22 protein-coding genes, 1 pseudogene and 1 riboswitch are annotated in these 22,894 nt (G+C 70.5%); of the genes and pseudogenes, 8 read left to right on the top strand and 15 right to left on the bottom strand.

Translation table 11 applies throughout. The features are described 5' to 3' along the window. Nucleotides 1–13 precede the first annotated feature (13 nt). The 3 genes and pseudogenes from AB0I94_RS20055 to AB0I94_RS20065 form a co-directional block, all read right to left on the bottom strand. Nucleotides 14–1,027 (bottom strand): hemolysin family protein, encoded by a 1,014-nt coding sequence (locus AB0I94_RS20055; RefSeq protein ID WP_363310912.1) that lies wholly within the window; start codon nt 1,025–1,027, stop codon nt 14–16. Further along, on the bottom strand, nt 1,024–2,355 hold the full coding sequence (locus AB0I94_RS20060; protein WP_363310913.1) for a hemolysin family protein: 1,332 nt from the start codon (nt 2,353–2,355) through the stop codon (nt 1,024–1,026). Before AB0I94_RS20060 ends, AB0I94_RS20055 begins: the two co-directional genes overlap by 4 nt. A gap of 241 nt (nt 2,356–2,596) precedes the next feature. Further along, nucleotides 2,597–2,671 (bottom strand): annotated as a pseudogene (locus tag AB0I94_RS20065) (GNAT family N-acetyltransferase); the annotation flags it as partial. 94 nt (nt 2,672–2,765) lie between these two features. Here AB0I94_RS20065 and AB0I94_RS20070 point away from each other — a divergent pair. Both AB0I94_RS20070 and AB0I94_RS20075 read left to right on the top strand, forming a co-directional pair. Then, on the top strand, nt 2,766–4,325 hold the full coding sequence (locus tag AB0I94_RS20070) for a PQQ-binding-like beta-propeller repeat protein (RefSeq protein WP_363310914.1): 1,560 nt from the start codon (nt 2,766–2,768) through the stop codon (nt 4,323–4,325). Nucleotides 4,326–4,377: 52 nt separating this feature from the next. Beyond that, nucleotides 4,378–6,063, top strand: a complete 1,686-nt coding sequence (locus tag AB0I94_RS20075; RefSeq protein WP_363310916.1) for a PQQ-binding-like beta-propeller repeat protein — start codon at nt 4,378–4,380, stop codon at nt 6,061–6,063. Nucleotides 6,064–6,117: 54 nt separating this feature from the next. Here AB0I94_RS20075 and AB0I94_RS20080 read toward each other — a convergent pair whose 3' ends face one another. From AB0I94_RS20080 to AB0I94_RS20090, 3 genes are read right to left on the bottom strand one after another with little or no spacing between them, the layout of a single operon-like run. Next, entirely contained in the window at nt 6,118–7,008 is an 891-nt protein-coding gene (locus AB0I94_RS20080) for an LLM class F420-dependent oxidoreductase (protein WP_363310918.1), read from the bottom strand. Between the two features lie 48 nt (nt 7,009–7,056). Continuing rightward, nucleotides 7,057–9,621, bottom strand: a complete 2,565-nt coding sequence (locus AB0I94_RS20085; RefSeq protein WP_363310919.1) for an FtsX-like permease family protein — start codon at nt 9,619–9,621, stop codon at nt 7,057–7,059. A gap of 14 nt (nt 9,622–9,635) precedes the next feature. Continuing rightward, a complete protein-coding gene (locus tag AB0I94_RS20090; RefSeq protein ID WP_363310920.1) occupies nt 9,636–10,484 on the bottom strand; it encodes an ABC transporter ATP-binding protein in 849 nt (282 codons plus the stop codon). Nucleotides 10,485–10,691: 207 nt separating this feature from the next. On the opposite strand from AB0I94_RS20090, the gene AB0I94_RS20095 reads away from it, so the two are divergent. The 3 genes from AB0I94_RS20095 (at nt 10,692) to AB0I94_RS20105 (ending at nt 11,770) form a co-directional block, all read left to right on the top strand. After that, nucleotides 10,692–10,919, top strand: coding sequence for an antitoxin (locus AB0I94_RS20095; RefSeq protein WP_344526843.1), 228 nt, complete (start codon nt 10,692–10,694; stop codon nt 10,917–10,919). A 3-nt stretch (nt 10,920–10,922) separates the two neighbouring features. Beyond that, the gene (locus AB0I94_RS20100) at nt 10,923–11,294 is read left to right on the top strand and encodes a fic family toxin-antitoxin system, toxin component (protein ID WP_363310921.1); all 372 of its coding nucleotides are present in this window, start codon (nt 10,923–10,925) and stop codon (nt 11,292–11,294) included. Between the two features lie 113 nt (nt 11,295–11,407). Then, on the top strand, nt 11,408–11,770 hold the full coding sequence (locus tag AB0I94_RS20105) for a VOC family protein (RefSeq protein WP_363310922.1): 363 nt from the start codon (nt 11,408–11,410) through the stop codon (nt 11,768–11,770). Nucleotides 11,771–11,785: 15 nt separating this feature from the next. Here the strand turns inward: AB0I94_RS20105 and AB0I94_RS20110 are convergent, their stop codons facing one another. The 4 genes from AB0I94_RS20110 to bioB all read right to left on the bottom strand — a co-directional run bounded on the left by AB0I94_RS20110 (nt 11,786) and on the right by bioB (nt 16,449). Continuing rightward, nucleotides 11,786–12,457, bottom strand: coding sequence for a class I SAM-dependent methyltransferase (locus AB0I94_RS20110; RefSeq protein WP_363310923.1), 672 nt, complete (start codon nt 12,455–12,457; stop codon nt 11,786–11,788). Between the two features lie 789 nt (nt 12,458–13,246). Further along, the gene (gene bioD / locus AB0I94_RS20115) at nt 13,247–13,975 is read right to left on the bottom strand and encodes a dethiobiotin synthase (RefSeq protein ID WP_363310924.1); all 729 of its coding nucleotides are present in this window, start codon (nt 13,973–13,975) and stop codon (nt 13,247–13,249) included. Nucleotide 13,976: 1 nt separating this feature from the next. Beyond that, a complete protein-coding gene (locus AB0I94_RS20120) occupies nt 13,977–15,266 on the bottom strand; it encodes an adenosylmethionine--8-amino-7-oxononanoate transaminase (protein ID WP_363310925.1) in 1,290 nt (429 codons plus the stop codon). Continuing rightward, nucleotides 15,259–16,449: a biotin synthase BioB gene (bioB, locus tag AB0I94_RS20125; protein ID WP_363310926.1), complete on the bottom strand. Its 1,191-nt coding sequence runs from the start codon at nt 16,447–16,449 to the stop codon at nt 15,259–15,261. Before bioB ends, AB0I94_RS20120 begins: the two co-directional genes overlap by 8 nt. Before the next feature lie 163 nt (nt 16,450–16,612). Here bioB and AB0I94_RS20130 point away from each other — a divergent pair, with 163 nt between their 5' ends. Further along, the gene (locus AB0I94_RS20130) at nt 16,613–17,755 is read left to right on the top strand and encodes an 8-amino-7-oxononanoate synthase (RefSeq protein WP_363310927.1); all 1,143 of its coding nucleotides are present in this window, start codon (nt 16,613–16,615) and stop codon (nt 17,753–17,755) included. Here AB0I94_RS20130 and AB0I94_RS20135 read toward each other — a convergent pair whose 3' ends face one another. Both AB0I94_RS20135 and AB0I94_RS20140 read right to left on the bottom strand, forming a co-directional pair. Further along, nucleotides 17,756–17,980, bottom strand: a complete 225-nt coding sequence (locus tag AB0I94_RS20135; protein ID WP_249585990.1) for a DUF397 domain-containing protein — start codon at nt 17,978–17,980, stop codon at nt 17,756–17,758. Between the two features lie 9 nt (nt 17,981–17,989). Then, entirely contained in the window at nt 17,990–18,850 is an 861-nt protein-coding gene (locus AB0I94_RS20140; RefSeq protein WP_363310928.1) for a helix-turn-helix transcriptional regulator, read from the bottom strand. Nucleotides 18,851–19,120: 270 nt separating this feature from the next. Here AB0I94_RS20140 and AB0I94_RS20145 point away from each other — a divergent pair, with 270 nt between their 5' ends. Beyond that, nucleotides 19,121–19,588, top strand: a complete 468-nt coding sequence (locus AB0I94_RS20145; protein WP_363310929.1) for an ATP-binding protein — start codon at nt 19,121–19,123, stop codon at nt 19,586–19,588. Here AB0I94_RS20145 and AB0I94_RS20150 read toward each other — a convergent pair. After that, the gene (locus AB0I94_RS20150) at nt 19,577–20,488 is read right to left on the bottom strand and encodes a LysR family transcriptional regulator (RefSeq protein WP_363310930.1); all 912 of its coding nucleotides are present in this window, start codon (nt 20,486–20,488) and stop codon (nt 19,577–19,579) included. The genes AB0I94_RS20145 and AB0I94_RS20150 overlap by 12 nt on opposite strands. A 107-nt stretch (nt 20,489–20,595) precedes the next feature. Between AB0I94_RS20150 and AB0I94_RS20155 the strand changes: the two genes are divergently transcribed. After that, nucleotides 20,596–21,225 carry a LysE family transporter gene (locus tag AB0I94_RS20155; RefSeq protein ID WP_363310931.1) on the top strand — a complete coding sequence of 210 codons (630 nt, stop codon included), beginning with the start codon at nt 20,596–20,598 and terminating at the stop codon, nt 21,223–21,225. On the opposite strand, the gene AB0I94_RS20160 is transcribed toward AB0I94_RS20155, so the two are convergent. After that, entirely contained in the window at nt 21,203–21,745 is a 543-nt protein-coding gene (locus AB0I94_RS20160) for a DUF6328 family protein (RefSeq protein ID WP_363310932.1), read from the bottom strand. The genes AB0I94_RS20155 and AB0I94_RS20160 overlap by 23 nt on opposite strands. Nucleotides 21,746–21,900: 155 nt before the next feature. Continuing rightward, the gene (locus AB0I94_RS20165) at nt 21,901–22,374 is read right to left on the bottom strand and encodes a C40 family peptidase (protein ID WP_363310933.1); all 474 of its coding nucleotides are present in this window, start codon (nt 22,372–22,374) and stop codon (nt 21,901–21,903) included. 3 nt (nt 22,375–22,377) lie between these two features. Further along, a riboswitch (cyclic di-AMP (ydaO/yuaA leader) is annotated at nt 22,378–22,569 on the bottom strand. Nucleotides 22,570–22,894 lie beyond the last annotated feature (325 nt).

Consider the following 22,894-nt stretch of genomic DNA (forward strand, 5'->3'; position numbering starts at 1 on the left):
CAAGGTCTCGGCGTCAGACAGGCTGACCGAACAGCTCCCTCAGTACATCCTCCATCGTGACCATGCCCGCAAGCCTGCCGTCCGAGCCGAGGACCGCCGCCACATGCGTGCGGCTGCCGCGCATCGCGGTCAGCACGTCGTCCAGCGGTGTGGTCTCCCGGACCTGGGCGATCTTCCGCATGTCCGGCACCCGGAACGGCAGATCGCGCGGCATCCGGTCGAGCGCGTCCTTGACGTGGAGGTAGCCGACGATGCGACGCCCGTCGTCCACGACGGGGAAGCGCGAGAAGCCGGACTCCGACGAAAGCCGCTCCAGTTCCTCGGGTGTCACGCCCATGCGGGCGTAGACCACGCTCTCCAGCGGGAGGACCACATCCCTGACGGGGCGGCGGCCCAGCTCCAGGGCGTCGTGCAGCCGCTCCTGGGCGCGGTCGTCGAGCAGCCCCGCCTCGCCGGAGTCCTTGACCATCCGAGCGAGCTCGTCATCCGAGAACGAGGCGCTCACCTCGTCCTTCGCCTCGACCCTGAGCAGCTTCAGGAGGCCGTTGGCGAACGCGTTGATCGCGAAGATGACCGGGCGAAGCGCCCGGGCGATCGCGACCAGCGGCGGGCCGAGCAGCAGAGCCGTGCGCACGGGCTCGGCCAGCGAGATGTTCTTGGGGATCATCTCGCCGAGCAGCATGTGCAGATACGTCGCGAGGGCCAGGGCGATGACGAACGAGACGGGGTGGACCAGGCCGTGCGGCATCCCGACGCCGTCGAAGAGCGGCTCCAGGATGTGTGCGATCGCGGGCTCGGCGACGATACCGAGCACCAGCGTGCACAGCGTGATGCCGAGTTGCGCGGCGGCGAGCAGCGCGGAGACGTGCCGCAGCCCCCACAGCACGCTCTTGGCACGCCGGTCGCCGTCCTCGGCATACGGCTCGATCTGGCTCCTTCGTACGGAGATGAGGGCGAACTCGGCGCCCACGAAGAAGGCGTTGACGACGAGGGTCGCCAGGCCGATCAACAGCTGGATCGCGGTCATCGCTCCTCCTCCTGGTGGTCGTCGTGCAGGGGCGCGTGCAGCAGGACGCGGGCCGCGCGGCGGCCCCGGGCGTCGACGACGTCGAGTCGCCAGCCGCCCACCTCCACGGTGTCGCCCTCGGCGGGGATGCGTCCGAGTTCGGTGGCGACGAGTCCGGCGAGCGTCTCGTACGGCCCGTCCGGTGTGCGCAGGCCGACGCGGGCCAGCTGGTCGGTCCGGGCCGAGCCGTCGGCGGAGTACCGGGTCCGGCCTTCGTCGTCCTTGCCCTCGGTGGCGATGTCGGGCGTCTCGTGCGGGTCGTGTTCGTCCCGCACCTCGCCGACCACCTCCTCGACGATGTCCTCCAGGGTCGCGACGCCGGCCGTGCCGCCGTACTCGTCGATGACCACGGCCATCGTGCGTTTGCCGGAGAGCCGGTCGAGCAGCCGGTCGACGGTCAGTGTCTCCGGTACGAGGAGGGGCTCGCGCATCACCTCGGCCACGGGGAAGCGGGCCCGGCGCTCGGCCGGTACGGCCAGGACGTCCTTGATGTGCGCGACGCCGACGACCGAGTCGAGGTTGCCGCGGTAGACGGGGAAGCGGGACAGGCCCGTCGCGCGGGTGGCGTTCGCCACGTCCTCGCAGGTGGCCATCGTGTCGAGAGCCATGACCTGGACCCGCGGCGTCATCACGTTCTGGGCGGAGAGGTCGGCGAGGTTCAGGGTGCGGACGAACAGCTCGGCGGTGTCCGCTTCCAGTGAGCCCTCCTTGGCGGAGTGCCGGGCGAGCGCCACCAGCTCCTTGGGGCTGCGCGCGGAGGCCAGCTCCTCGGTGGGCTGGATGCCGAAGCGGCGTACGGAGCGGTTCGCGGTGTTGTTCAGGTGCGCGATGAAGGGGCGGAACACGGCGCTGAACAGGCGCTGGGGGGTCGCCACCCGTTTGGCGACGGCCAGCGGCGACGAGATCGCCCAGTTCTTGGGGACCAGCTCACCGACGACCATCAGGAAGATCGTCGACAGGGCCGTGCCGATGACCAGGGCGATCGACGAGGCCGCCGATGCGGGGATGCCCATGGAGCGCAGCGGGCCCGAGATCAGCTTGGCGATGGAGGCCTCGGAGAGCATGCCGACGACCAGATTGGTGACGGTGATGCCCAGCTGGGCTCCGGAGAGCTGGAAGGTGAGGTTCTTGACCGCTTTGAGAGCGCCCGCGGCACCGCGCTCGCCGCGTTCGGCGGCTCGCTCCAGTTCGCTGCGCTCGACCGTAGTGAGGGAGAACTCGGCCGCGACGAAGACGCCGCAGGCCAGCGAGAGCAGCACCGCCACGAGGAGCAGGAGCACTTCGGTCATCGGGTCACCTCCGTCCCATGATCGGGCAGGGACCGGGGGAATGCGCGATGTCGGGTACTGGGAGGCTCGCCCATGGGCGGACGCTCACACCTTTCGTAGACGTTCGAGTGGTCCGTCCATGTTAAAGGATCAGCAAAGCCCACTCGTGCGGACCACCTACGGGTACCCACGCCCCGGCCCCTCAGTCGACGAGGTGCTTCACCCAGCGGCTCCCCTGGGGCTGGGCCGCGTAGCCCGCGGCGAGCAGGGCCGCCACTCCCCTGTGGTCGTCGCTGACGCTCGTCCCCTCTGCCGCCTCGCGCCAGAAACGCAGCACCCGCTGCCCTCCGGCTCGGAGCGGAAGCCTGCGTTGAAAACTTTTTCTAGAAAATGTCTCTAGAAAGGGCGATGATTGGGCCAGAATCTCGTTCATGGTCAATCGTGAGTCCGAGCCGGTGCACAAGCCCGTGCCCGGCAATCCCTACGCCCAGCCGGCGCCCCCGGCAGGCACCCCGCGAAGGCTTCGTCTCGCTCTCGGTGCCGGCGCCGTCGCCCTGGTCCTGATCGGTGTGGGTTTCTACGCCGTCACGCAAGCAGACGAGGACGGGAAGGGGAGCGGTTCCCGCGAGCCCGTCGCCGGGCAGACACGTCAGTCCCCGGACGACGGGCCGGAGTCGGCGGACCCGGACCGGGACGCCGACGCGAAGGACGACGGGGCGCCCGCCGTGATCGACGTCAACGCGGGGCGCAAGCCCGGTGAGGCCAAGGCCTGGGTCGCCATGAACGACATCAAGCTGCCGGGCAAGGGCGCGCAGCTCCTCGACCTCTGGCACGTGCCCAAAATCGTCGCCCAGGCCGAGCACAACGAGGTCACCGGGTACCGGACCGGCGACGGCTCGAAGGCATGGTCGGTGCCGCTGCCCGGCACGGTGTGCGACACCCCGGTGAACCCCACACCGGACGGCAAGGTCGTGGTCGTGTACACGAAGCGGAAGTCCGAGGGGAACTCGCAGTGCGACCAGCTCCGGATGATCGACCTGAAGACCGGTGAGAAGGGCTGGCACAAGGAGCTCGTCGACGGCGGCTTCTGGGACGACACCAGCATGACGCACGTCTCCATCACGGGCAGCACCGTCATGGTCGACCAGAGCGCCACCATGCGCGCCTACCGGATCAGCGACGGCAAGCGGCTGTTCACGACCGAGCGGGAAAAGAAGGGCGGCTGCTCCCTCGACGGCGTCGCGGGCGGCTCACGGCTGATCCAGGTGGAGTCCTGCCAACCGGGTAGCCCCAGCACGCACGGTCGGCTCAAGAGGCTCGACCCCCGCACCGGCGACGTCGAGTGGAGCCACCGGACGAAGAAGGGCTGGAGCATCCAGAAGGTCTACTCCGTCGACCCCGTCGTGGTCGCCGTCCGCAACCGCGACGAGATGGACAAGTGGGCCGTCGTCGCCGTCGACGACAAGGGGAACCAGCGCTCCTGGATCAGCGCCGACAAGGGCCCGCACGAGTTCGAGATGTGCGCGGGGGCAGGAGACTCCGGCGAGGGTGTGCAGAACTGTCCGGGGGCCGCCGTCAGCGAGGACACGCTGTACCTGGCGAGCGAGCCCAAGGACGGCATCCTCGGAGCCAACAAGCTCGTCGCCTTCGACCTCCGTACGGGGAAGTCCAAATGGGCCGGTTCGGCCGAGGGCGGACGGCAGATCACACCCGTCACCGTGGCCGGAGGCGACCGGCCCGGGGTGATCACCTACGCGCGGGCGCAGCACGGCAAGAACGGGCAGACCGTGCGGTTCCGGCCGAGTGGCGGCAAGCCGGACGTGCTGCTGCGGCACACCTCGTCGGCCCAGAGCATGGAATCCGGGATGTTCGCGGGCAACACTCTGTACGCCGACGGGCGGTTCTTCGTGACCCCGACGCGCCTGGACGGCAAGGCGCACGGCGGCAAGGGCGAGGAAGGCAGCGCCCGCATGCTCTCCTTCGCCCGGTGAGGTCACCGGTCCAGCAGTACACCCGCATACCCTCACCAGCAGTGGAGCCACGATGACGCAGCCGCCCCCCGAGCAGTCCCCGCAGCACCCACAGAGCCCCGTGCCTCCGCAGGGTGGCTTCGGCCCGCCCCCGCAAGACGGCTTCGGCCCGCCCCAGCAGGGACAGACCCCGGGCTTCGGCCCGCCTCCGCAGGGACAGGCCCCGGGCTTCGGCCCGCCTCCGCAGGGACAGGCCCCGGGCTTCGGCCCGCCCGTCGCCCCGCCGCCCAGCGGCTTCGGCCCCCATCAGGCCTACCACCCGATACCGGCGCCCGTCCCGCCACCGGGCGCGGGGGGCAGACGGCCCGGTCGCCGCACCGCGATCGTCGTCTCCGTCGTCACCGCGATCGCCCTGATCGTCGGCGGCGGCGTCTGGTACGCCACCTCGGCAGACGGCGGCTCGAAGGACGAGACCGCGGCCAAGCCGGGCGGCGACAGCGCGGCGCCCAAGTACGAGAAGCCGAAGGAGACGGCACCGAAGGACCCCAAGGCCTTCTTCACGACCAAGGCGATACAGCCCAAGTTGCCCAAGGGGGAGACCACGTGGAAGGCGCAGGGGTCCTGGCTCACCGACAAGGTGTACGCGAAGGCCTCGGTCGAGGCGATCGTGGGCGTAGACGCCACGTCGGGTAAGGGGCTCTGGCGCCTGCCGAAGCCGGGGGAGTCGTGCGCGGGCTCCCCGGATCTCGGCAAGGGCAACATCGCCGTCGTCGTCACGGGGGCGAAAGTGCACGACGAAAGGGGCTTCAAGGACGCGTGCACGGAGGTCACCGCCTTCGAGGTGGACACCGGCAAGAAGCTCTGGACCAAGTCGATCACCATCGGCTACCAGAAGAAGAAGACGGAGTTCAATCAGGTCACCATCAGCGGTGACACGGTCGCCGTCGGAGGCCTCTACGGTGGCGCGGCCTTCGACCTGCGCACTGGCGATGTGCGGTGGGAGCCGAAGCAGGGGGAGAAGTGCCGCGACGTCGGGTACGGCGGCGGCGAGCGGCTCCTGGCGGTCCGCTCCTGCGGTGACTACGGCTCTGAGCGGTTCCAGGTCCAGCTCCTCGACCCGGCCACGGGAAAGTCGAAGTGGACCCACAAGCTGCCCGCGGGCGTCCGCAGCCCCAGCGTGGTCTCGACGAAGCCGGTGGTTCTCGCCCTCGACTCCGGTGAGATCAGCTCGTCCGGCGCCACGGACGTCTTCTCCCTCGACGAGAAGGGCGACCGGCGTACGAGGATCGCGCTGCCGGACGGCAAGTATCTGCACGAGTGCGGCACCGTCTCCGTCGTGCAGGACTGCCGGGGCATCGCGGCGGGCAACGGAAAGCTCTACGTCCCCACCAAACAGCGCGACGGGGCGAAGGAGTTCTCGTCGACGAACGACATCGTGGTCTTCTCCCTGACCACCGGAAAGACCACGGGCGAGAAGGTGGAGGCGGGCGACAGCTCCCCCATCTTCCCGATCCGCATGGACGGCGGGAACGTACTCGTCTACAAGAGCGGTCCGTACGCGCAGGTCGTCTCCCTCGACGGCAGGGATCTGAAGAAAGAGACGGTGCTCCTCGACGCCGGCACCCGGCCGACCGCGCTGCCGCCCCTGATCTCCGAACTGCGCTTCCACCGCAACAAGCTGTTCCTCAGCTCCGATCTGCTCGGTCAGTACTCCAGCGACAAGAAGACGATCATGATGTTCGGCTTCGCCGCCAAGTAGGCGGACACGGCCCGGCCGCGCGAGCGGTCGGGCCATCGACGCCGCTCACGCGCCTCACTCGCCGGCGAGTTCCTCCATGACGGGACCGAACGCCTCGAAGTACGGCTCGAGGACGGTGATGTACGAGAAGCCGTACCGCTCCCGCTGGGCGCGCAACTGGTCGGCGATCTGCCGGACGGTGCCGATCAGCAGGAGCGGCAGGCCGAGTGCCGCGTCCTCGGTGAGATGCGGGACGTATTCGAGGACCTGTTGTACCGCCTTGCGGCGGTCGCCGGTCACTTCGACCAGCTGGATCAGCAGGTTCAGCTCCGCCGGTTCGGGGCGGCGCGCCGCGAACCGCTGGTAGACGGCGACGCGTTCGTCGAGCTCATCGGGTGTGAGGTGGGTCATCTTCCCGCTGCTGTCACCGGGGGCCGCCTTGGCGCCGGTGAACGCGGCGATGTCGGCGTGCTCGGCGGTGAGCTCCAGCATGCGGTCACCGTTGCCGCCAATGAGGATCGGCGGCCGGGGCTGCTGCCGAGGCTGCGGCTGGAACTCGTCGGAGGCGAAGAGCCGGTCCAACTCCTCGACGGTGCGCCGGAGATGGGTGACACGCTCGCCGGGCGTGCCCCAGGGCAGACCGGCCGCGTCGTGCTCCGATTTGACGTAGCCCGTGCCGAGCCCCAGCTCAAGGCGGCCGCCCGTGAGCGCGTCCGCGGTAGCCACCTCGCGGGCGAGCAGGGTGGGGTTCCAGAACCCGGTGTTCAGTACGAACGTCCCGACGCGGGGCCGCTCGGTGGCCTCGGCGGCGGCGACGACCGAGGAGAACGGCGCGGGCATGCCGAGATGGTCGGCGACCAGGATGACGTCGTAGCCGAGCGCCTCTGCCTTGCGGCATTTCCTGCGCCACTCGTCACCGGTGGCAGCGATGACCATGTTGACCCCGAAACGGAACGGACGCGTCATGAACTCGCCTTAGCTATAGGGACAGTGGGGCATGACGGTCCCAGTCCATCACTCGTGCGCGATGGCCGCCAGCACGTTCATGCGCGAGGCACGCAGCGCGGGCAGCAGGGCCGCCGCCAGGCCGACGATCACCGAACCGATCAGGACCGCGATCACCGTCGTCCAGGGGATCGCGAACGCCGTCATGCCCTGCAGCGCGAGCACCTGTTGCGCCGCGACGCCCCACACCAGACCCAGCGCGAGTCCAAGGAGCGCGCCGAACACCGCGATGACCACCGACTCCAGGCGGATCATCCGGCGCAGTTGGCGCCGGCCGAGCCCGATGGCGCGCAGCAGACCGATCTCGCGGGTGCGCTCGACGACCGAAAGGGCAAGGGTGTTGACCACGCCGAGGACCGCGATGATGATCGCCAGGCCGAGCAGCGCGTAGACGAGATAGAGCATCACGGCGATCTGCTCGCGGATCAGTTCCTTGTAGTCGGCCTGGTCGCGGACCTGCACCTGCGGGTACGGGTCCAGCGTCTTCTCGAGCCGGTCGCGCAGCGTGTCGGCCTGCGTGCCCGACGCCGCGTTCACGTACAGCGCGGAGTCCTGGCCGCCCGGCACGAACTCCTCGACCGTCTCCATGCCGAAGAAGATCCCGCCCTCGACGCCGAACCCCTCGGCCCCCGGCTGATCGGTGAGCGCGCCCACCGTCAGTTCCGTCTTGCGCCCGCCGGGGAATTCCACGGGCAGCTTGGAACCCATCCGGGCCTTGTGGTCCTGCGCGAAGTCCCGCTGCATGGCGATGCTTCCGGGTGCGAGCGCCCGCGAGGTGCCGCCGTCCACGTACGTGACGCGGGCGACGTCGTCGAGGCGCGGATCGTAGCCCGCCGCGGTCGTCTCCACGCTCTTGCCGTCCGGCATGGACACCTTCACGGGCGCGAACCGCTGGCGTACGACGAGCCCGGCGCCCTCGGTGTCCTTCACCTGCTCGGTGATCTCCTTCGAGAAGGGCATGAAGTTGCTGTTCTGTACGACGAAGTCGGCGCCCAGCGTCTTGTCTATCTGTTCGTCGAACGACTTGCTCATCGACGCGCTCGCCACGGACATGCCGCTCACCAGGGCGAGCCCCACCATCAGCGCGGCGGCCGTGGCGCCCGTACGCCGTGGGTTGCGCAGCGCGTTGCGCTGGCTCATCCGGCCGACCGAGCCGAACAGGGCGGGGAAGGCGCCACCGAGCACCCGGATCACCGGACGGACCAGGAGCGGCCCCGCTATCACGGTGGCGATCAGGGTCAGGACGAGGCCGAGCCCGAGCAGGGACGCCGCCGACGAGGTCTTCTCCGCGGTGGCACAGCCCACCAGCGCGGCGGCGCCCGCAGCCCCCACCGTCGCGCCGAGTACCGCGCGGATCTTCAACGGCCGCCCCACGCCGGCGATTTCCGCGTCGGCGAGTGCCGCCATCGGCGAGACGTGCGCCGCCCGCCGCGCCGGGAGATACGCCGCGACGAACGTGACGCCGACCCCGACCACATACGAGGCGACGGGAGTTGGCCACCCGATGACCATCTCGGTGGACTTCAGGTTCATCCCGAAGGTGCCCATGAGCTCGATGAGCCCGGCCGCGAGACCGATCCCGGCCGCGAGACCGACCGTCGAACCGACCACACCGAGCAGGACCGCTTCGGTGAGCACGGAGCGGCGCACCTGCCTGCGGTCGGCGCCGAGGGCGCGCAGCAGGCCGAGCTCGCGGGTGCGCTGCGCGATCAGCATCGAGAAGGTGTTGACGATCAGGAAGATGCCGACCAGGACGGCGATCCCGGCGAAGCCCAGCATCACGTACTTGATGACGTCCAGGAAACCGCCGAGTTCGGACGCCGCCGAGTCGGCCTGTTCGTCGGCGGTCTGCAGGTCGTAGCCCGAGCCGAGTTCGGCGGCCACACGTCGCTTGAGCTCGGTGTCGCTCACGCCGGGGGAGGCGTCCACCGAGATGCCCGTCGCGGCGTCCTTGTCGCCGAGGAGTTCGCGCTGGGCGGTCGGGGTGTCCAGGAAGACCAGGGCCGCGCCGGGGTTGGTGGTGGTGAAGGTGACGATGCCGACGACCTCGACCTTGAACGAGCCGGGCGCGGCGAGCACCGTGAGGGTGTCGCCGATCTTCACGTCCTTCTTGTCGGCCGTGTCCGCGTCGAGCAGGGCCTGGTCCTTGCCGCGCGGGGCGCGGCCCGAGGTCAGCTCCACGGGGCTGCGGTCGGTGACGTACCAGTTCGTGGCGATGGTGGGCGCGCCGGTGGTGGGCCCCACCGGGTCGTTCTTGCTGTCGACGACCGTGATGTTCTCGACGGCCGCGTCGACACGGGTCCTCGCGACGCCGTCGACCTCGGCGAGACGGTCGGCGAGTTTCGCGGGGACCGTCGGTGTACGCCCCGACGGCACCGCCTCTTCGAGGTTCTCCTTCGGCTCGACGATCACGTCGGCGGACGTCGAGGCGAAGAGCCGGTCGAAGGTGCGGGCCACCGTGTCCGAGAAGATGAGGCTGCCCGCGACGAACGCCACCGAGAGGATCACGGCGAGCGCGGAGAGCAGAAGTCGGCCCTTGTGCGCGAGGAAGCTGCGGAGCGTCGCCTTCAGCATGGTCGCGAGCCGCCTCAGTCCCGGTCCGGCTTGCTGTCGTCGACGGCCTGGCCGCCGTCGGTCTCTGCCCGGCTCTCCTGCGGCAGCGCGTGGATCACGTCGAAACGCTTGAGGCGTTCGAGGACCGACTCCGCCGTCGGACGCGGCATCTCGTCGACGATGCGGCCGTCCGCGAGGAAGAGCACCAGGTCGGCGTGGGCGGCGGCGCCGGGATCGTGGGTCACCATCACAACGGTCTGCTCCAGCTTGTCGACGGCCTCGCGCAGGAAGCCGAGCACTTCAAGGCCCGCACGGGAGTCGAGGTTGCCGGTCGGTTCGTCCGCGAAGATCAGCTCGGGGCGCGAGGCGAGCGCTCGCGCGCATGCCACGCGCTGCTGCTGGCCGCCGGAGAGCTGGGCGGGCCGGTGCTTGAGGCGGTCTCGCAGGCCGAGCGTCTCGATGACGTGGTCCAGCCACGCGCGGTCCGGGCGCTGGCCCGCGATGTCCATGGGCAGCGTGATGTTCTCGGCGGCGTTCAGGGTGGGGATGAGGTTGAAGGACTGGAACATGAATCCGATGCGGTCTCGCCGCAGCTGCGTCAGCTCCCGCTCCCGGAGCCCGGTGATCTCGGTGTCGCCGAGCCAGACCTGGCCCGCGGAGACCGTGTCGAGACCGGCGAGCAGATGCATGAGCGTGGATTTGCCCGAGCCCGACGGGCCCATGACTGCCGTGAAACGGCCGCGTGCGATGTCCACGTCGACCGCGTCGAGGGCGAGCACGGTGGTCTCGCCGGAGCCGTACGCCTTGGTCAGGCCGCGTGCCCGCGCGGCGACCTTGGTGGGCTCCGCAAGGCCTGTGGCCGATGCCGAAGCAGGTGTGGACAAGGCCGCCTCCTGGGTCGTGGCCGCTCCAACTGCCGTGATTCTGCCGAGAGTAGAGGTTCGGAGCGGGTGTCGGTATCCCTCCAAGGTCGTGAACACGAGACGTATGTAAGGGGCACGGGGGCAGCCTTCGCGGGTGCGCGCGTGCGCCCTTCCGCGCTCTCCTGCGCCCTCTTGCCGGTGCTAGCGCCGCGGCGCTAGCTTGAAGGCATGGCGAAGACCCAGCTGAACGTGCGGGTGGACGAAGGTACCGCCCGAGCCGCGCGCGAGCGAGCGCTCGCCCGCGGCATGAGCGTGAACCGCTACATCGAGGAACTGGTCAAACAGGACGCCGGCGAGGTCGGCCACACCTTTGTCGAGGCTGCCGCCGACTTCATGAAGCAGTACGAATCCGTGTTCGCCGAAGAGTTCGGTGCTGAGCGCGAGGGTCGTCGTTAGCCCTTGAACCTCAGAATCGATCTTGCGTGGTTGTTGATGATCGCCGAACACAAGACGCCCGGAGACCCGCAGGTCACCGACTGGGGCGCCCTCGTGGCCGCCGTCAGTCGGCACGAGGCGGAGATTTTCGGCGTGCCCGTCTACGAAGGCCCGCACGACCGCGCCGCCGCCCTGCTCCAGGTCCTTCTGCACATCCCGGCTCTGGAACGCTCCAACGCGCTCTTCGCCTCGTCCGTCGCCTACGCCTACCTGGTCGCCAGCGGCATGAAGGTCGTCACCTCGCCCGAGCAGGTGCGCGAACTGGCCCGCCTGGTGAAGGAGGACGGCGCGAGCGTGCGCGCCATCGCGGACGAACTGCGGAAATGGAGCCTTTAGCCGCATAGCCGCACCGCACGCCCTGGCGGACAGGTTCACCCACGGGTGCGCACCATTGCTCATGCGGCGGGGATAGGTTCGGCCGGGAAGAGCCGCACCCCAGGAGGACGTCCATGCCTGTCGCCATCCAGCCGATGATCATCACCCCGGATCTCGACCGTCTGCTGCGCTTCTACCAGGAGTTGCTCGGGGCCGAGGAGGTGTCGAGGACTCCGGAGGAGGGGCCCGCGGTCTTCGTGGATCTGCGCATCGGCGACTCGGAGCTCGGCGTCGTCTCGGACACGAGCGTGCCGCTCGACACGCCGCAGCGCATTCTGCTGAGCGTCGCTGTGGAAGCCGTGGACGTCCTCCTGGAGAAGGTGGAATCCCTGGGCGGCGAGGCGCTCGGGCCGGCCAACGACATGCCGTGGGGTCAGCGTGTGGCGCACATCAAGGACCCGGACGGCAACGCGGTCAACCTCACGCAGGTGATCTGAGTCCCGCCGCCGCGGTCAGTCGCTCTCGGGCCGCCGGGCCGTGCCGAGCACGCAGTAGGAGGTGGGCAGCCGCGGGCCCCTCGGGGGCACCAACAGCTTCCGGTACGGGCCGATCTCGAAGCCCGCGCCGCGCAGGGCGCCCAGGGTGTCCCGTGCGACATGACAGCCGCCGAAGAGCAGAGGCCAGACCGTGCGGTCCAGGGCGCGCTGCGTGGCCGCCATCGCCGCGCCCGGAGCCATGCCGTGCTCGAAGAACCGCAGCTCGCCGCCCGGCCGCAGGACACGCCGCAGCTCGCCGAGGGCGCGGGGTACGTCACGCACACTGCACAGCACCAGTGAGGCCACGGCTCCGTCGAAGGCCTCGCTCTTGACGGGCAGCGCCTCGGCGGCGCCGGGCACGACGTCGACCGGTACGTCGGCCCGCACGGCCGCCGACGCGGCCAACTGGCGCAGGGTGCGCTCCGGTTCGATGGCCACGACCTCGGAGACCGCCGCCGGGTAGTGCGCGAAGTTCAGCCCGTTCCCCGCGCCGACCTCGATCACCCGCCCGGAGAGACCGGCGAGCAGCTCCTTGCGGTACGTGGCGATGACGCGCTCGGCGGCCACGCTCTGACGGGCGTAGAACCGGGCGAAGACGGGATGATGCACCGCATCTCGTGACGCGGCCTTGGCGGAGCGAGGTGACATGGGCCCTCCTCGGCGGGGCGAGCGGATACGGCAATGGTGCCCCCGCGACGCCGCTTTCCCCTACGCCGAACGCAAGCGAGTCGAACACCGTGTCCTCCCGACGATGCCGGGGGCACCCGTCTGCGCCGGATCCGCCCGAGCGCCGAGGCACACTCACGGACCGCCGAACGAGGGCGGCACGGGCGGAAACGGAAAGCTGCGGGGCACCGTGCGAGAGCCGCGGTGGTGCTGGGCGCGGCCCGTAGCCGCTGGGCGAAACCGCGTGGGGCGCCGGGCTAGAGCCGCAGCTGTGCCGGGCGAACGCCGCGGGCGCTGGGCGAGAGCCGCGGACGGACACCGCGGGCCCTGGGCGAGAGCCACAGCGGCGCCGCGCGAGACCGACGGCGGTGCCGGACGTAAGTCCGCGTGGGGCGCTGGGCAAGACCCGCAGCGGTACCGGACGTAAAGTTCGGTGGGGAGCTGGCGAGAGCCGTAGCCGTGCCGGTCGGCACTGGACGACGGGCTGCCGGAACGGCTCGCCCTGGCCTGGCCAAGGAGTTCACCGGGATCCGCGCCACGCGCGGGCGCACGAAGGCGGACCGTGCCGCGCGAGTTCCGCATCGGTGCCGGACGGAGACCGCGTGGGCGCCGCGCGAGTCTCGCAGCCCCCCCGGCGCGGCCCGCAACCCGTGCCAGGCGCGGCCCGCGACCCGTGCCAGACGCGGCCCGCAACCCGTGCCAGGCGAGACCCGCAACCCGTGCCAGGCGCGGCCCGCCGTAATGCCAGGCCGCCCGTGGACCCTCGTCAACTCAGCCGCCCGGCGGTGCCTCCCGCGTGGTGAACGCCGTGGCGTTCCACGTTCCTCCCAGTTCCGGGGACAGCCAGGTCCCGGACCGGCCGCGGAAGTCGACGGGCGCAAGGGATCCGGCGCCCTCCGGTACAGCGCCCAGCAGGGGAGCGCCCGCGCACCGTGGCAGGTCAGCGAGGTTGCAGCGTGATGCCAGGTCCGGTGTCGCGGGCCAGCTGCCGACCACCACCCCCAGGGCGGTGAGGTCGCGTGCCCGCAGTGCCTCGGCCGTGAGGGCCGTCGTGTTCAGCGTGCCGAGGCCGGCCGACGCGACCACCAGGACCGGCGCCGTGAGGAGGCGCGCGGCGTCGGCGAGGGTGGCGCCCTCGTCGTCGTAGTGGACCAGCAGGCCGCCCGCCCCCTCGATCAGGACCAGGTCGTGTTCGGCCGCCAGCTTCTCCGCCGCCGCGGCGACCTCGTACGGACGGACCTGCGCCATGCCCGCCCGCCGCGCGGCGGTGTTCGGCGCCAACGGCTCCGGGAAGCGGGCGAGTTCGAGGGTGGTGACCGCGTCGCCCGCAAGTCGCGTCACCTCTCGCGCGTCGCCCGGCTCACCGGGCGCCACTCCCGTCTGCGCGGGCTTGAGCACCGCGACGCTGCGCCCCGAGGCGAGCGCGAGGGCGGACACCGCCGCCGTCGTCACCGTCTTGCCGATCTCGGTGCCCGTCCCGGACACCACGACGACCGTCATCTCAGCCCTCCTTCGCCGCCGCGCACACCGCGCGCCCGATCCGTGTCACGTCGTCGTCGCTCGTGATGAACGGCGGCATCGTGTAGATGAGGTCACGGAACGGCCGCACCCACACCCCTTCGCGCGTCGCGGCGCGCGTTGCCGCCGCCATGTCCACGTCGTGGTCCAGCTGCACGACGCCGATCGCGCCGAGCACGCGTACGTCCCGTACACCCGGCAGCTCCGCCGCCTCGGCCAGCGTGTCGCGCAGGCCCGCCTCGATGCGCTTGACCTCGCTCTGCCAGTCCTGCCCGAGCAGCAGCTCGATGGAGGCGCAGGCCACCGCCGTGGCGAGCGGATTGCCCATGAACGTCGGGCCGTGGGCCAGGACCGGAACCTCGCCGCGAGAGATGCCGTCCGCGACCCGCGAGGTGCACAGCGTCGCCGCCAGCGTCAGATAGCCTCCGGTCAGCGCCTTGCCCAGACACATCACATCGGGCGTGACCCCCGCGTGATCCGCGGCGAACAGCGCGCCCGTGCGGCCGAACCCCGTGGCGATCTCGTCGAACACGAGCAGCACGTCATGCTCGTCGCACGCCTCCCGCAGGACCCGCAGATAGGCGGGGGAGTGGAACCGCATACCGCCCGCGCCCTGCACCACAGGCTCCACGATCACACCGGCGAGATCGTCGGCGTGGCGCCCGATCACCTCGCGCAGATGGTCGGCGTAGGCGTCGTCGTACGACTCGAAGCCCGCGGGCGGCGCGTCCGCGAACACCTGCTGGGGCAGCGCCCCCTGCCATAGCTCGTGCATGCCGCCCTCGGGGTCGCACACCGACATGGGCTGCCAGGTGTCCCCGTGGTAGCCGCCGCGCCAGGTCAGCATCCGCCGCTTGGCCGGGCGGCCGAGCGAGCGCCAGTGCTGCAGGCACATCTTGACCGCGACCTCGACCGACACCGAACCGGAGTCCGCGAGGAAGACATGCTCGAGCCCGTCCGGAGATATGTCGACAAGACGCTTCGCCAGGCGCACGGCGGGCTCATGGGTGAGCCCGCCGAACATCACATGGCTCATCCGGTCCAGCTGACCGCGCACCGCGTCGTTGAGCACGGGGTGGTTGTAACCATGGATCGCCGACCACCAGGAGGACATGCCGTCCACCAACTCGCCGCCTCCGCCCGCGAGTCGGAGCCGCACGCCGCTCGCCGCCTCGACCACCAGGGGCTCCTGGCGGCCGGGCATGGGGCCGTACGGGTGCCACACGTGGCGACGGTCGAGATCGAGCAGTTCGGGAACGGAGAGGTCAGGCATTGGGCGCCAGATCCGTTCCCGCACCCCGGCGGCGTACCGCCACCAGGTCCGTACGCGCCTCGGACGTCTCGTCCGAGGCGGCCTCGGCCGGTGCCGGCTCGCGCTCCGACGAGCCGCACGGCCCGCAGCCGCCCCCGCTCTCGCCGTGCGACCCGCACCCCGCGGCCGCGATGGCGTCCGCGCGGTGTTCCGGCAGCGTCACCGTGTCCGTGCCCTCGACCTCGAAACCGGCGTCCGCGATCATCTCCAGGTCGGTCTTGCCGGCCTGGCCCTCGCTGGTCAGGTAGTCGCCCAGGAAGATCGAGTTGGCGAGGTGCAGCGCCAGGGGCTGCATCGAGCGCAGGTGCACCTCGCGACCGCCCGCGATGCGGACCTCCACGTCGGGGCAGACGAAGCGGACCATGGCGAGGATGCGCAGGCAGCGCTGCGGGGTGAGGTTCCACTCCTTCGCCAGCGGCGTGCCCTCGAAGGGGATCAGGAAGTTGACCGGCACCGAGTCGGGGTCGAGGTCGCGCAGCGCGTAGACCACGTCCACCAGGTCCTCGTCCGTCTCGCCCATACCCGCGATCAGTCCCGAACAGGCGGAGAGTCCCGCGGCCTGCGCCTGCCGCACGGTGTCCACGCGGTCGGCGTACGTGTGGGTCGTGGTGATCTCGCCGTACGTGCCCTCGGACGTGTTGAGGTTGTGGTTGTACGCGTCCGCGCCCGCCGTGCGCAGTCTGTCCGCCTGGCCCGCGGAGAGCAGCCCGAGGCACGCGCACACCTCGACGCCGCCGTTCTGCTCCTTGATCGCCTCGATGGTCTGCGAGACCCGGTCGACGTCGCGGTCGGTGGGACCGCGCCCGCTGGCGACCAGACAGACCCGCTTGGCGCCGCCCGCCACCCCGGCGGCCGCGGCCTGCGAGGCCTCGTCGGGCTTGAGCCAGGTGTACTTGAGGATGCCTGCCGTCGAGCCGAGGCGCTGCGAACAGTACGAGCAGTCCTCGGGGCAGAGCCCTGACTTGAGGTTGACCAGATAGTTGAGTTTCACCCGGCGCCCGAACCATTGCCGCCGTACCTTCCCGGCGGCGGAAACCACGTCGAGAAGCTCGTCGTCGGAGGTGGCCAGCACGGCCAGCGCCTCGTCACGGGTCGGCAGCTCGCGCCGAAGCCCCTTGTCCACCAGCGTGTTCAGCAGATCCATGGCGCTGATCCTTACGTACGAGAGCCTCGCTTTCCAAGGAGACTTCGCACAACAGAAACGCTGAGAGGTGTGGGTATTGCCACATCCTGGCCCGGTGGCCGGACGGCTAGGGTCTGTGCACTGTCTACAAACCGGCCAGTGCCGACGACCCGGAGGGGACCCCATGGCGAGCTCGCCGTTCGACTGGATCGACGAGCAGGCGAGCCTGCGCGCACGGGCCGGACTCGTCCGCACCCTGCGTCCCCGCCCCGCCGACGCCGGGGACCTTCTCGACCTGGCGAGCAACGACTATCTGGGCCTGGCCAGGCACCCCGAGATCACCGAAGGCGCGGCGGCCGCGGCCCGGCGCTGGGGAGGCGGGGCGACCGGCTCCCGCCTGGTGACGGGCTCCACCGAACTGCACGCGGAACTCGAACGCGAGCTCGCCGAGTTCTGCGGCTTCGAGGCCGCCCTGGTCCTCTCCTCCGGGTACGCCGCGAACCTCGCCGCCGTCACCGCCCTCGCCCCGCACGGTTCGCTGATCGTCTCGGACGCGGGCAACCACGCCTCGCTGATCGACGGCTGCCGCCTGGCCCGCGGCACGACGCAGGTGGTGCCGCACGCCGATCCCGAAGCGGTGCGCAAGACACTGGACGCTCACGCGGGTCCCGCGATCGTCGTGTCGGACACGGTCTTCTCGGTCGACGGAGACGCGGCTTCACTGACCGAACTCAGTTCCGCCTGCCAGGAGTTCGGGTCCGCTCTCGTCGTCGACGACGCCCATGGGCTCGGCGTGCTCGGCGACGGCGGCCGGGGCGCCCCGCAGGCGGCCGGGCTCGCGGGCACGTCCCACACGGTGGCCACGGTCACCCTGTCGAAGTCCTTCGGCAGTCAGGGCGGCGCCGTCCTCGGGCCCGCCAAGGTCATCGACCATCTGGTCAACGCGGCGCGGACCTTCATCTTCGACACGGGGCTCGCGCCCGCCGCCGTGGGCGCCGCCCTCGCGGCCCTGCGGCTGCTGCGCCGGGAGCCGGAGCGCGCCGCACGGGCTCGCGCCGTCGCGGCCGAGCTGCGGACCCGCCTCACGGCGGAAGGCCTTTCGGCGGTACGTCCCGACGCCGCCGTCGTCTCCGTGCGCGCACCCTCACCGGAGGCGGCCGTGCGGTGGGCGGCCGACTGCAGGGGCGCGGGGCTCGCCGTCGGCTGCTTCCGTCCGCCGTCGGTGCCCGACGGCATCTCGCGGCTGCGGCTGACCGCCCGAGCGGATCTCACCGACGAACAGATCGCCGATGCCGTACGAGTGATCAGCCGCACCGCACCCCGGTAGTCACCGGAGGCCGTGGACGAAGGCCTCCCATGTCGCGGGCGAGAAGAGCAGGGCGGGCCCCGCCGTGTTCTTCGAGTCGCGCACGGCGAGCAGCCCCTGCTTCGGCCCTGAAGCGAGCGAGGCTGTCTCCACACAGTTGTTCATGCCGTTGCTGCGACTGCTGCGGTACCACCGTGCGCCGTGCAGAGATGTGCTGGAAGGTACGTGTCGAGGCAGTGCCGTCATGGTGCCCCCTTACGCGCCGTCACGTATCCCGGCGATGTGATCCGTTGATTCCTCGGGTGAAAGGGCTTTGCTCTGAAGGGAGTTGAAGGCCTCGGTGTAGGCCTGGAGGTCTTCTTTCCGTTCGAGGTAGAGGCTACTCGTCAAGTGGTCGAGAACAACCACATCCAGATCAGCAATGTTCGGAAATGAGAAAATAACGAAAGGGCCGATGAGGCCCACGTGTTCTCCGGCGGCGAACGGCAGGACCTGAAGCCGTACGTGGGGCAGCCGCGCCGCCTCCAGTAACCGTTTCAACTGACCCGCGAGCACCGTGCCGCCGCCCACCGGCCGGTGCAGCACCGCCTCGTCCAGGATCACGCTCAGTCGTAGCGGCGGGGCCGTGCGCAGCACGTCCTGACGGGCCAGACGCACCTCCACCAGCGTGTCCACCTGCTGGTCCGGCAGGCCGTCGAGCGCCGCCCGCGTCACCGCACGCGCGTAGTCCGGCGTCTGCAACAGGCCCGGTACGACGGTCGTCTCCAGGGTGCGCATCCGACAGGCCTGCGACTCCAGACTGATGAAGTCGCGGTAGGCGGGCGGCAACAGCTCGCGATAGGCGTGCCACCAGTGGCGGCGGCCACCGTCGTCGTCCGAGCCCGCCAATGCCACCAGCAACTGGCGGAGTTGAGGGTCCCGCACCTCGTACGCATCGAGCAGCAGCCCTACGTCAGCCGCCTTGACGCTGCTACGGCCGGTCTCGATCCGGCTGACCTTCGACTGATGCCAGCCGACCCGGTCCGCCGCCTGGCCACTGGTGAGCCCGGCGTGCGTGCGCAGCGCACGCAGTTCGGCGCCGAGTTTCCGGCGGCGCACCGCGGGACCGTACGGCATGTCCGTCTCCTTCCCGACGGAGCGCTTCTTTTCGGCCTCCCCCGGGCCGCTCAGGGGCGACAGTAGAGGAAGTGCCGAACCCGCGCCCAAATATGGTCTCTCGTAGCAGAGTTCACCGCTTTGAGCGACAGATATATGCACATCTTGGTGGATGGCCACCTCTGAGGGGCCCAAGAGTGGCAGGCTGATTCGAAGCACCATTCCGGGACTGTCCTCGGGCCTTCGCTACGAGTCGGAGCCGAGCCCCGGTGGGAAAGGGACAACGTCGCCATGGCAGACCTTCAGGAAGCATCCGTCACCCTGCCGAGCGATCCTGCCTCGGTCTCCGCGGCCCGGAAATACGTCTCGACCGTCCTGGCCGAGTGGGGCCTGCCGAGTGAGACCGAAGAGGCCGACACTGTCCGGCTCATCGTCTCCGAACTCGCCACGAACGCCGTCCAGCACACCCGGGGCGAGTCGCCCACCTTCCGGGTGGACGTCCAGCTGGACCGGGACGAGCAGCTGCGCATCGGTGTCACCGACAGCCACCCCCGCTACCCCAAGCGGCTGCCCGCCGCCGTCCAGCAGGACAACGGCCGTGGTCTGGTCATCATCCGCTGGCTGACAACGGAGTGCGGCGGCAGACTCTCCGTCACGCCCACTGCCGAGGGCGGCAAGACGGTCTGGATCGAACTGCCGTGGACCGCGCCGGTCCGCGGCGAGGCAGCGGCCCCCTCGACCTCGACCTCACCCCACTGACCGGCCGAAGGCCCCCCGGAGCAGGGCCCGGAAGGTGTCCGCCGCCGGATGCGACTGATCGGTGCGGTGGACGACCGAGATCGTGCGGCGCAGACTGCCCGGCTCCAGCGGCCTCGTCCCCACCGGGGTGGCAGCCGTCCGCGCCACCATCTCCGGTACGACGGCGACGCCGAGCCCGGCGCTGACCAGCGCGCACACCAGCGCGTAGCCCGGAGTCTCGACCAGGACCGAGGGGGTCGCACCGGCCCGGACGAGCGCGGACTCCACGCCCTGCCGGGGCGGGTGCGTCGGCGCCATGCTGATGAGCGGCTGCCCGGCGAGTTCGCTCAGGGGCAGCCTTGAGGTGCCGCTCGCGAGCACGTGCCCGGGCGAGGTCACCAGGACCAGCTCCTCGACCAGGACCGGCTCCGCGCTCACGGACGCGGGCAGCGGTGCCGGATCCGTGGGCTCATACGTGTGCGTGAGGGCCAGATCGACCTCGCCCGCCGCCACGGCAGCGACGCCGAGCGGCGGTTCGTAGCCCCGTACCGTCAGCTCGATGTCCGGATGGGCGCGGCGGAACGCGGTCAGCGCGGGCGGCACCAGATGGATTCCGGCGGTGGTGAAGGTGCCCACGCGAAGCCTGCCGCCGGTCAGGCCCGTCAGCCGGGCCAGCTCGTGCCGGGCCTGCTCCATCTCGTCAAGGACCCGGCGAGCCCGCGCGAGCAGCAGCTCGCCCGCTCCGGTCAGCCGTGCCCCGCGGTGATGCCGCACCAGGAGCGCGGTGCCCGCCTCACGTTCGAGCTTGGCCAGCTGCTGGGAGAGGGCGGGCACGGTGTAGCCGAGGCGCTCGGCGGCGCGTGTGATCGACCCGGCCTCGGAGACGGCCACCAGTGCGGCGAGCCGCGTGGGGTCGTACATGGTCTCTCCCGGTGGCGGGGTAAACGACGGGGGTAAACAACTGCTTAAGGCAGACCCAGAATATTCCACATACCTGCTGAAGGCACGAGAACGGCAGGCTTGCCGCCATGGACGCACAACTGGTCGCTTTCACGGGCGTCGCCGCGGGCATGGTCGCGCTGCCGGGCGCCGATTTCGCCGTCGTGGTGCGCAATGCCCTCACCTCCCGCCGCGCCGGAGTCGCCTGCGCGATCGGTGTGGCGGGCGGGCTTGTGGTGCACACGGCGCTCGCGGTGGCCGGGGTCGCGGCGGTCCTCGCGGCCGTCCCCACCCTCTTCAGGGCGTTGCAGGTCGTGGGCGGGGCCTATGTCCTGTACCTGGGGTGTCGCGCGCTGCGGTCGGCGGCGCGGCCGCTGGAGAGCTTCGGCCTCCGGGACGGTGCGCGGCAGGAGGCGGTCGGGGGCAGTCTGCGTCAGGGCTTCTTCACCAACGCCCTCAATCCCAAGGCGCCCATCACCTTCCTCAGCGTGCTGCCGCAGTTCGTGCCCGCGGGCAGCCCCGCGATGCCCAGGACACTGCTGCTCGCGTCGATCATCGTGGCCCTCGCCCTGGTGTGGTTCCCGGTCGTCGCGCTCCTTGTCGACCGGCTCGGGCGGTGGTTGCGCAAGCCGCGTACGGCCCGTGCGATCGAGGGGGGCACGGGCGTCGCGCTGAGCGTCCTCGGCCTGGTGCTCCTCACCGAGGCGCTGACGGCCTGACGTCGTCCGACGTGTCCGCATCTCCCTCGTCGCGCGCGCGGCGCACCAGAAGGGGAAGCAGCCCCCACAGGCCCGCGCACACCACCAGCGTGCCCGCCCCCGCGATGATCCCGCCGGTCCGGCCCACCGCCACGTCGACGACCAGGAGCACGGCGCTGGAGACCGCGAACACCAGGACCGTCAGACCGATGCCGGCGAGGCGGGACGACACGCGCACGATCAGTGGCTTGGCGTGCTGCTGGAAGAGCGACCTGTGCACGGCGGCCGGAGCGGTGAACAGCGCCGCGGCGAGCACGGCGAGCAGCAGCGTGGTCACGTAGGTGGTGCGCTGCATCGTGTCGAGGGAGGGAAAGCGCTCGGTGAAGGCGAGCGTCAGCAGGAAGGCGAAGAGGATCTGCACCCCGGCCTGCGTGACGCGCAGCTCCTGGAGAAGCTCCGCGAAGTTGCGGTCGGCGCGCTCGAAGCGCGTCTCGTTGCGCGGTGGGTCGTCCGAGGTGTGAGAGCTGTTGTTTTCGGCCATGGCGCACGAGTATCCGCGCCCACGCGCCCCACGCCTGGCGGGCGCGCCGACCAGAGGGCCGGGCGGGGGCCGCGCCGGGCCGGGCGGGCGGTGACGGCGGCCGTGAGGCCACCGCCACCGCTACCGCCGCCCGGCCGACCGCCGGTGACGGAAGATCAGCGCACCCTGCCGTACCAGACGCTCTTCGTCCAGATCTTCTCGAGCCGCACCACGGTGTTCGACTTGGGGGCGTGCCAGATGCGGCCCTTACCCGCGTAGATGCCGACGTGGTAGACGTTCCGGCCGGAGTGGAAGAAGACCAGGTCACCGCGGACTCGGTTGGACGCGGAGATGTGGCGGGTCTTGTTGTACTGCTGTCCGGCGGTGCGCGGCAGTTTCTTGCCCGCGCGCTTGAACGAGTACTGGGTCAGGCCCGAGCAGTCGAACCGGTTCGGTCCCGTCGCTCCGTAGCGGTACGGGGAGCCTTTCTTGGCGGCGGCGATCTTGAGCGCCTTCGTCCCGTGAGTGGCCGCCTCTGCCTCCGACGTGAGCCCTGGGGCCACGAGGGTGCCGCCTACGACGGCGAGCGTGAGGGCGGACACGGATCCGGCCCTGGTGAGCAGCGACGGGACATGATTCAGCGCGGTCATGCGCAACCCTTCGTCAACCGCCTGTGAAGGATGACCTGTCGGATTCGGGCTGGCGAAGTTGCCCGGCCGCTGTGTGCGGCTTCACCCCAAGGGCCGTCGTCCGGACTTTCCGGACCGACCCGTCATGCCTGGGTCCTCCACTCCTGCCGATGCACAGATGTCGACCGGTCATCCGGGCGGCGGCAGGATTTGGCGTCCGCTCGGACCGCCCCGCCGTGGTGGCGGGGGCTTGTCGTCGGAAGGGATCTTGACCCGTCAAGGGCACGAATTCCGAGTCGAAACGGTGTTTTGTGAGGCTCCTCACGCCTGAACCGTTCGGGTGGACAAGGTCGGATTCGGGGAGCGGAGAGGGCACCGGATGATCGTTCGACCAGCACCGGAACGAGTAATTCCGGCTCACGCGTACACAACTGACGCAACTGAAGACGTCTCAAAAAAGGACGGATGTCTACGCCGAACGAGGTAGCCCGTTTGGTTCGTTTGAGATCGGCCCCGGACACAACTGAGTTCGAGGGCCCGG

The organism is Streptomyces sp. NPDC050147, from assembly GCF_040660195.1.
Lineage (GTDB): Bacteria > Actinomycetota > Actinomycetes > Streptomycetales > Streptomycetaceae > Streptomyces.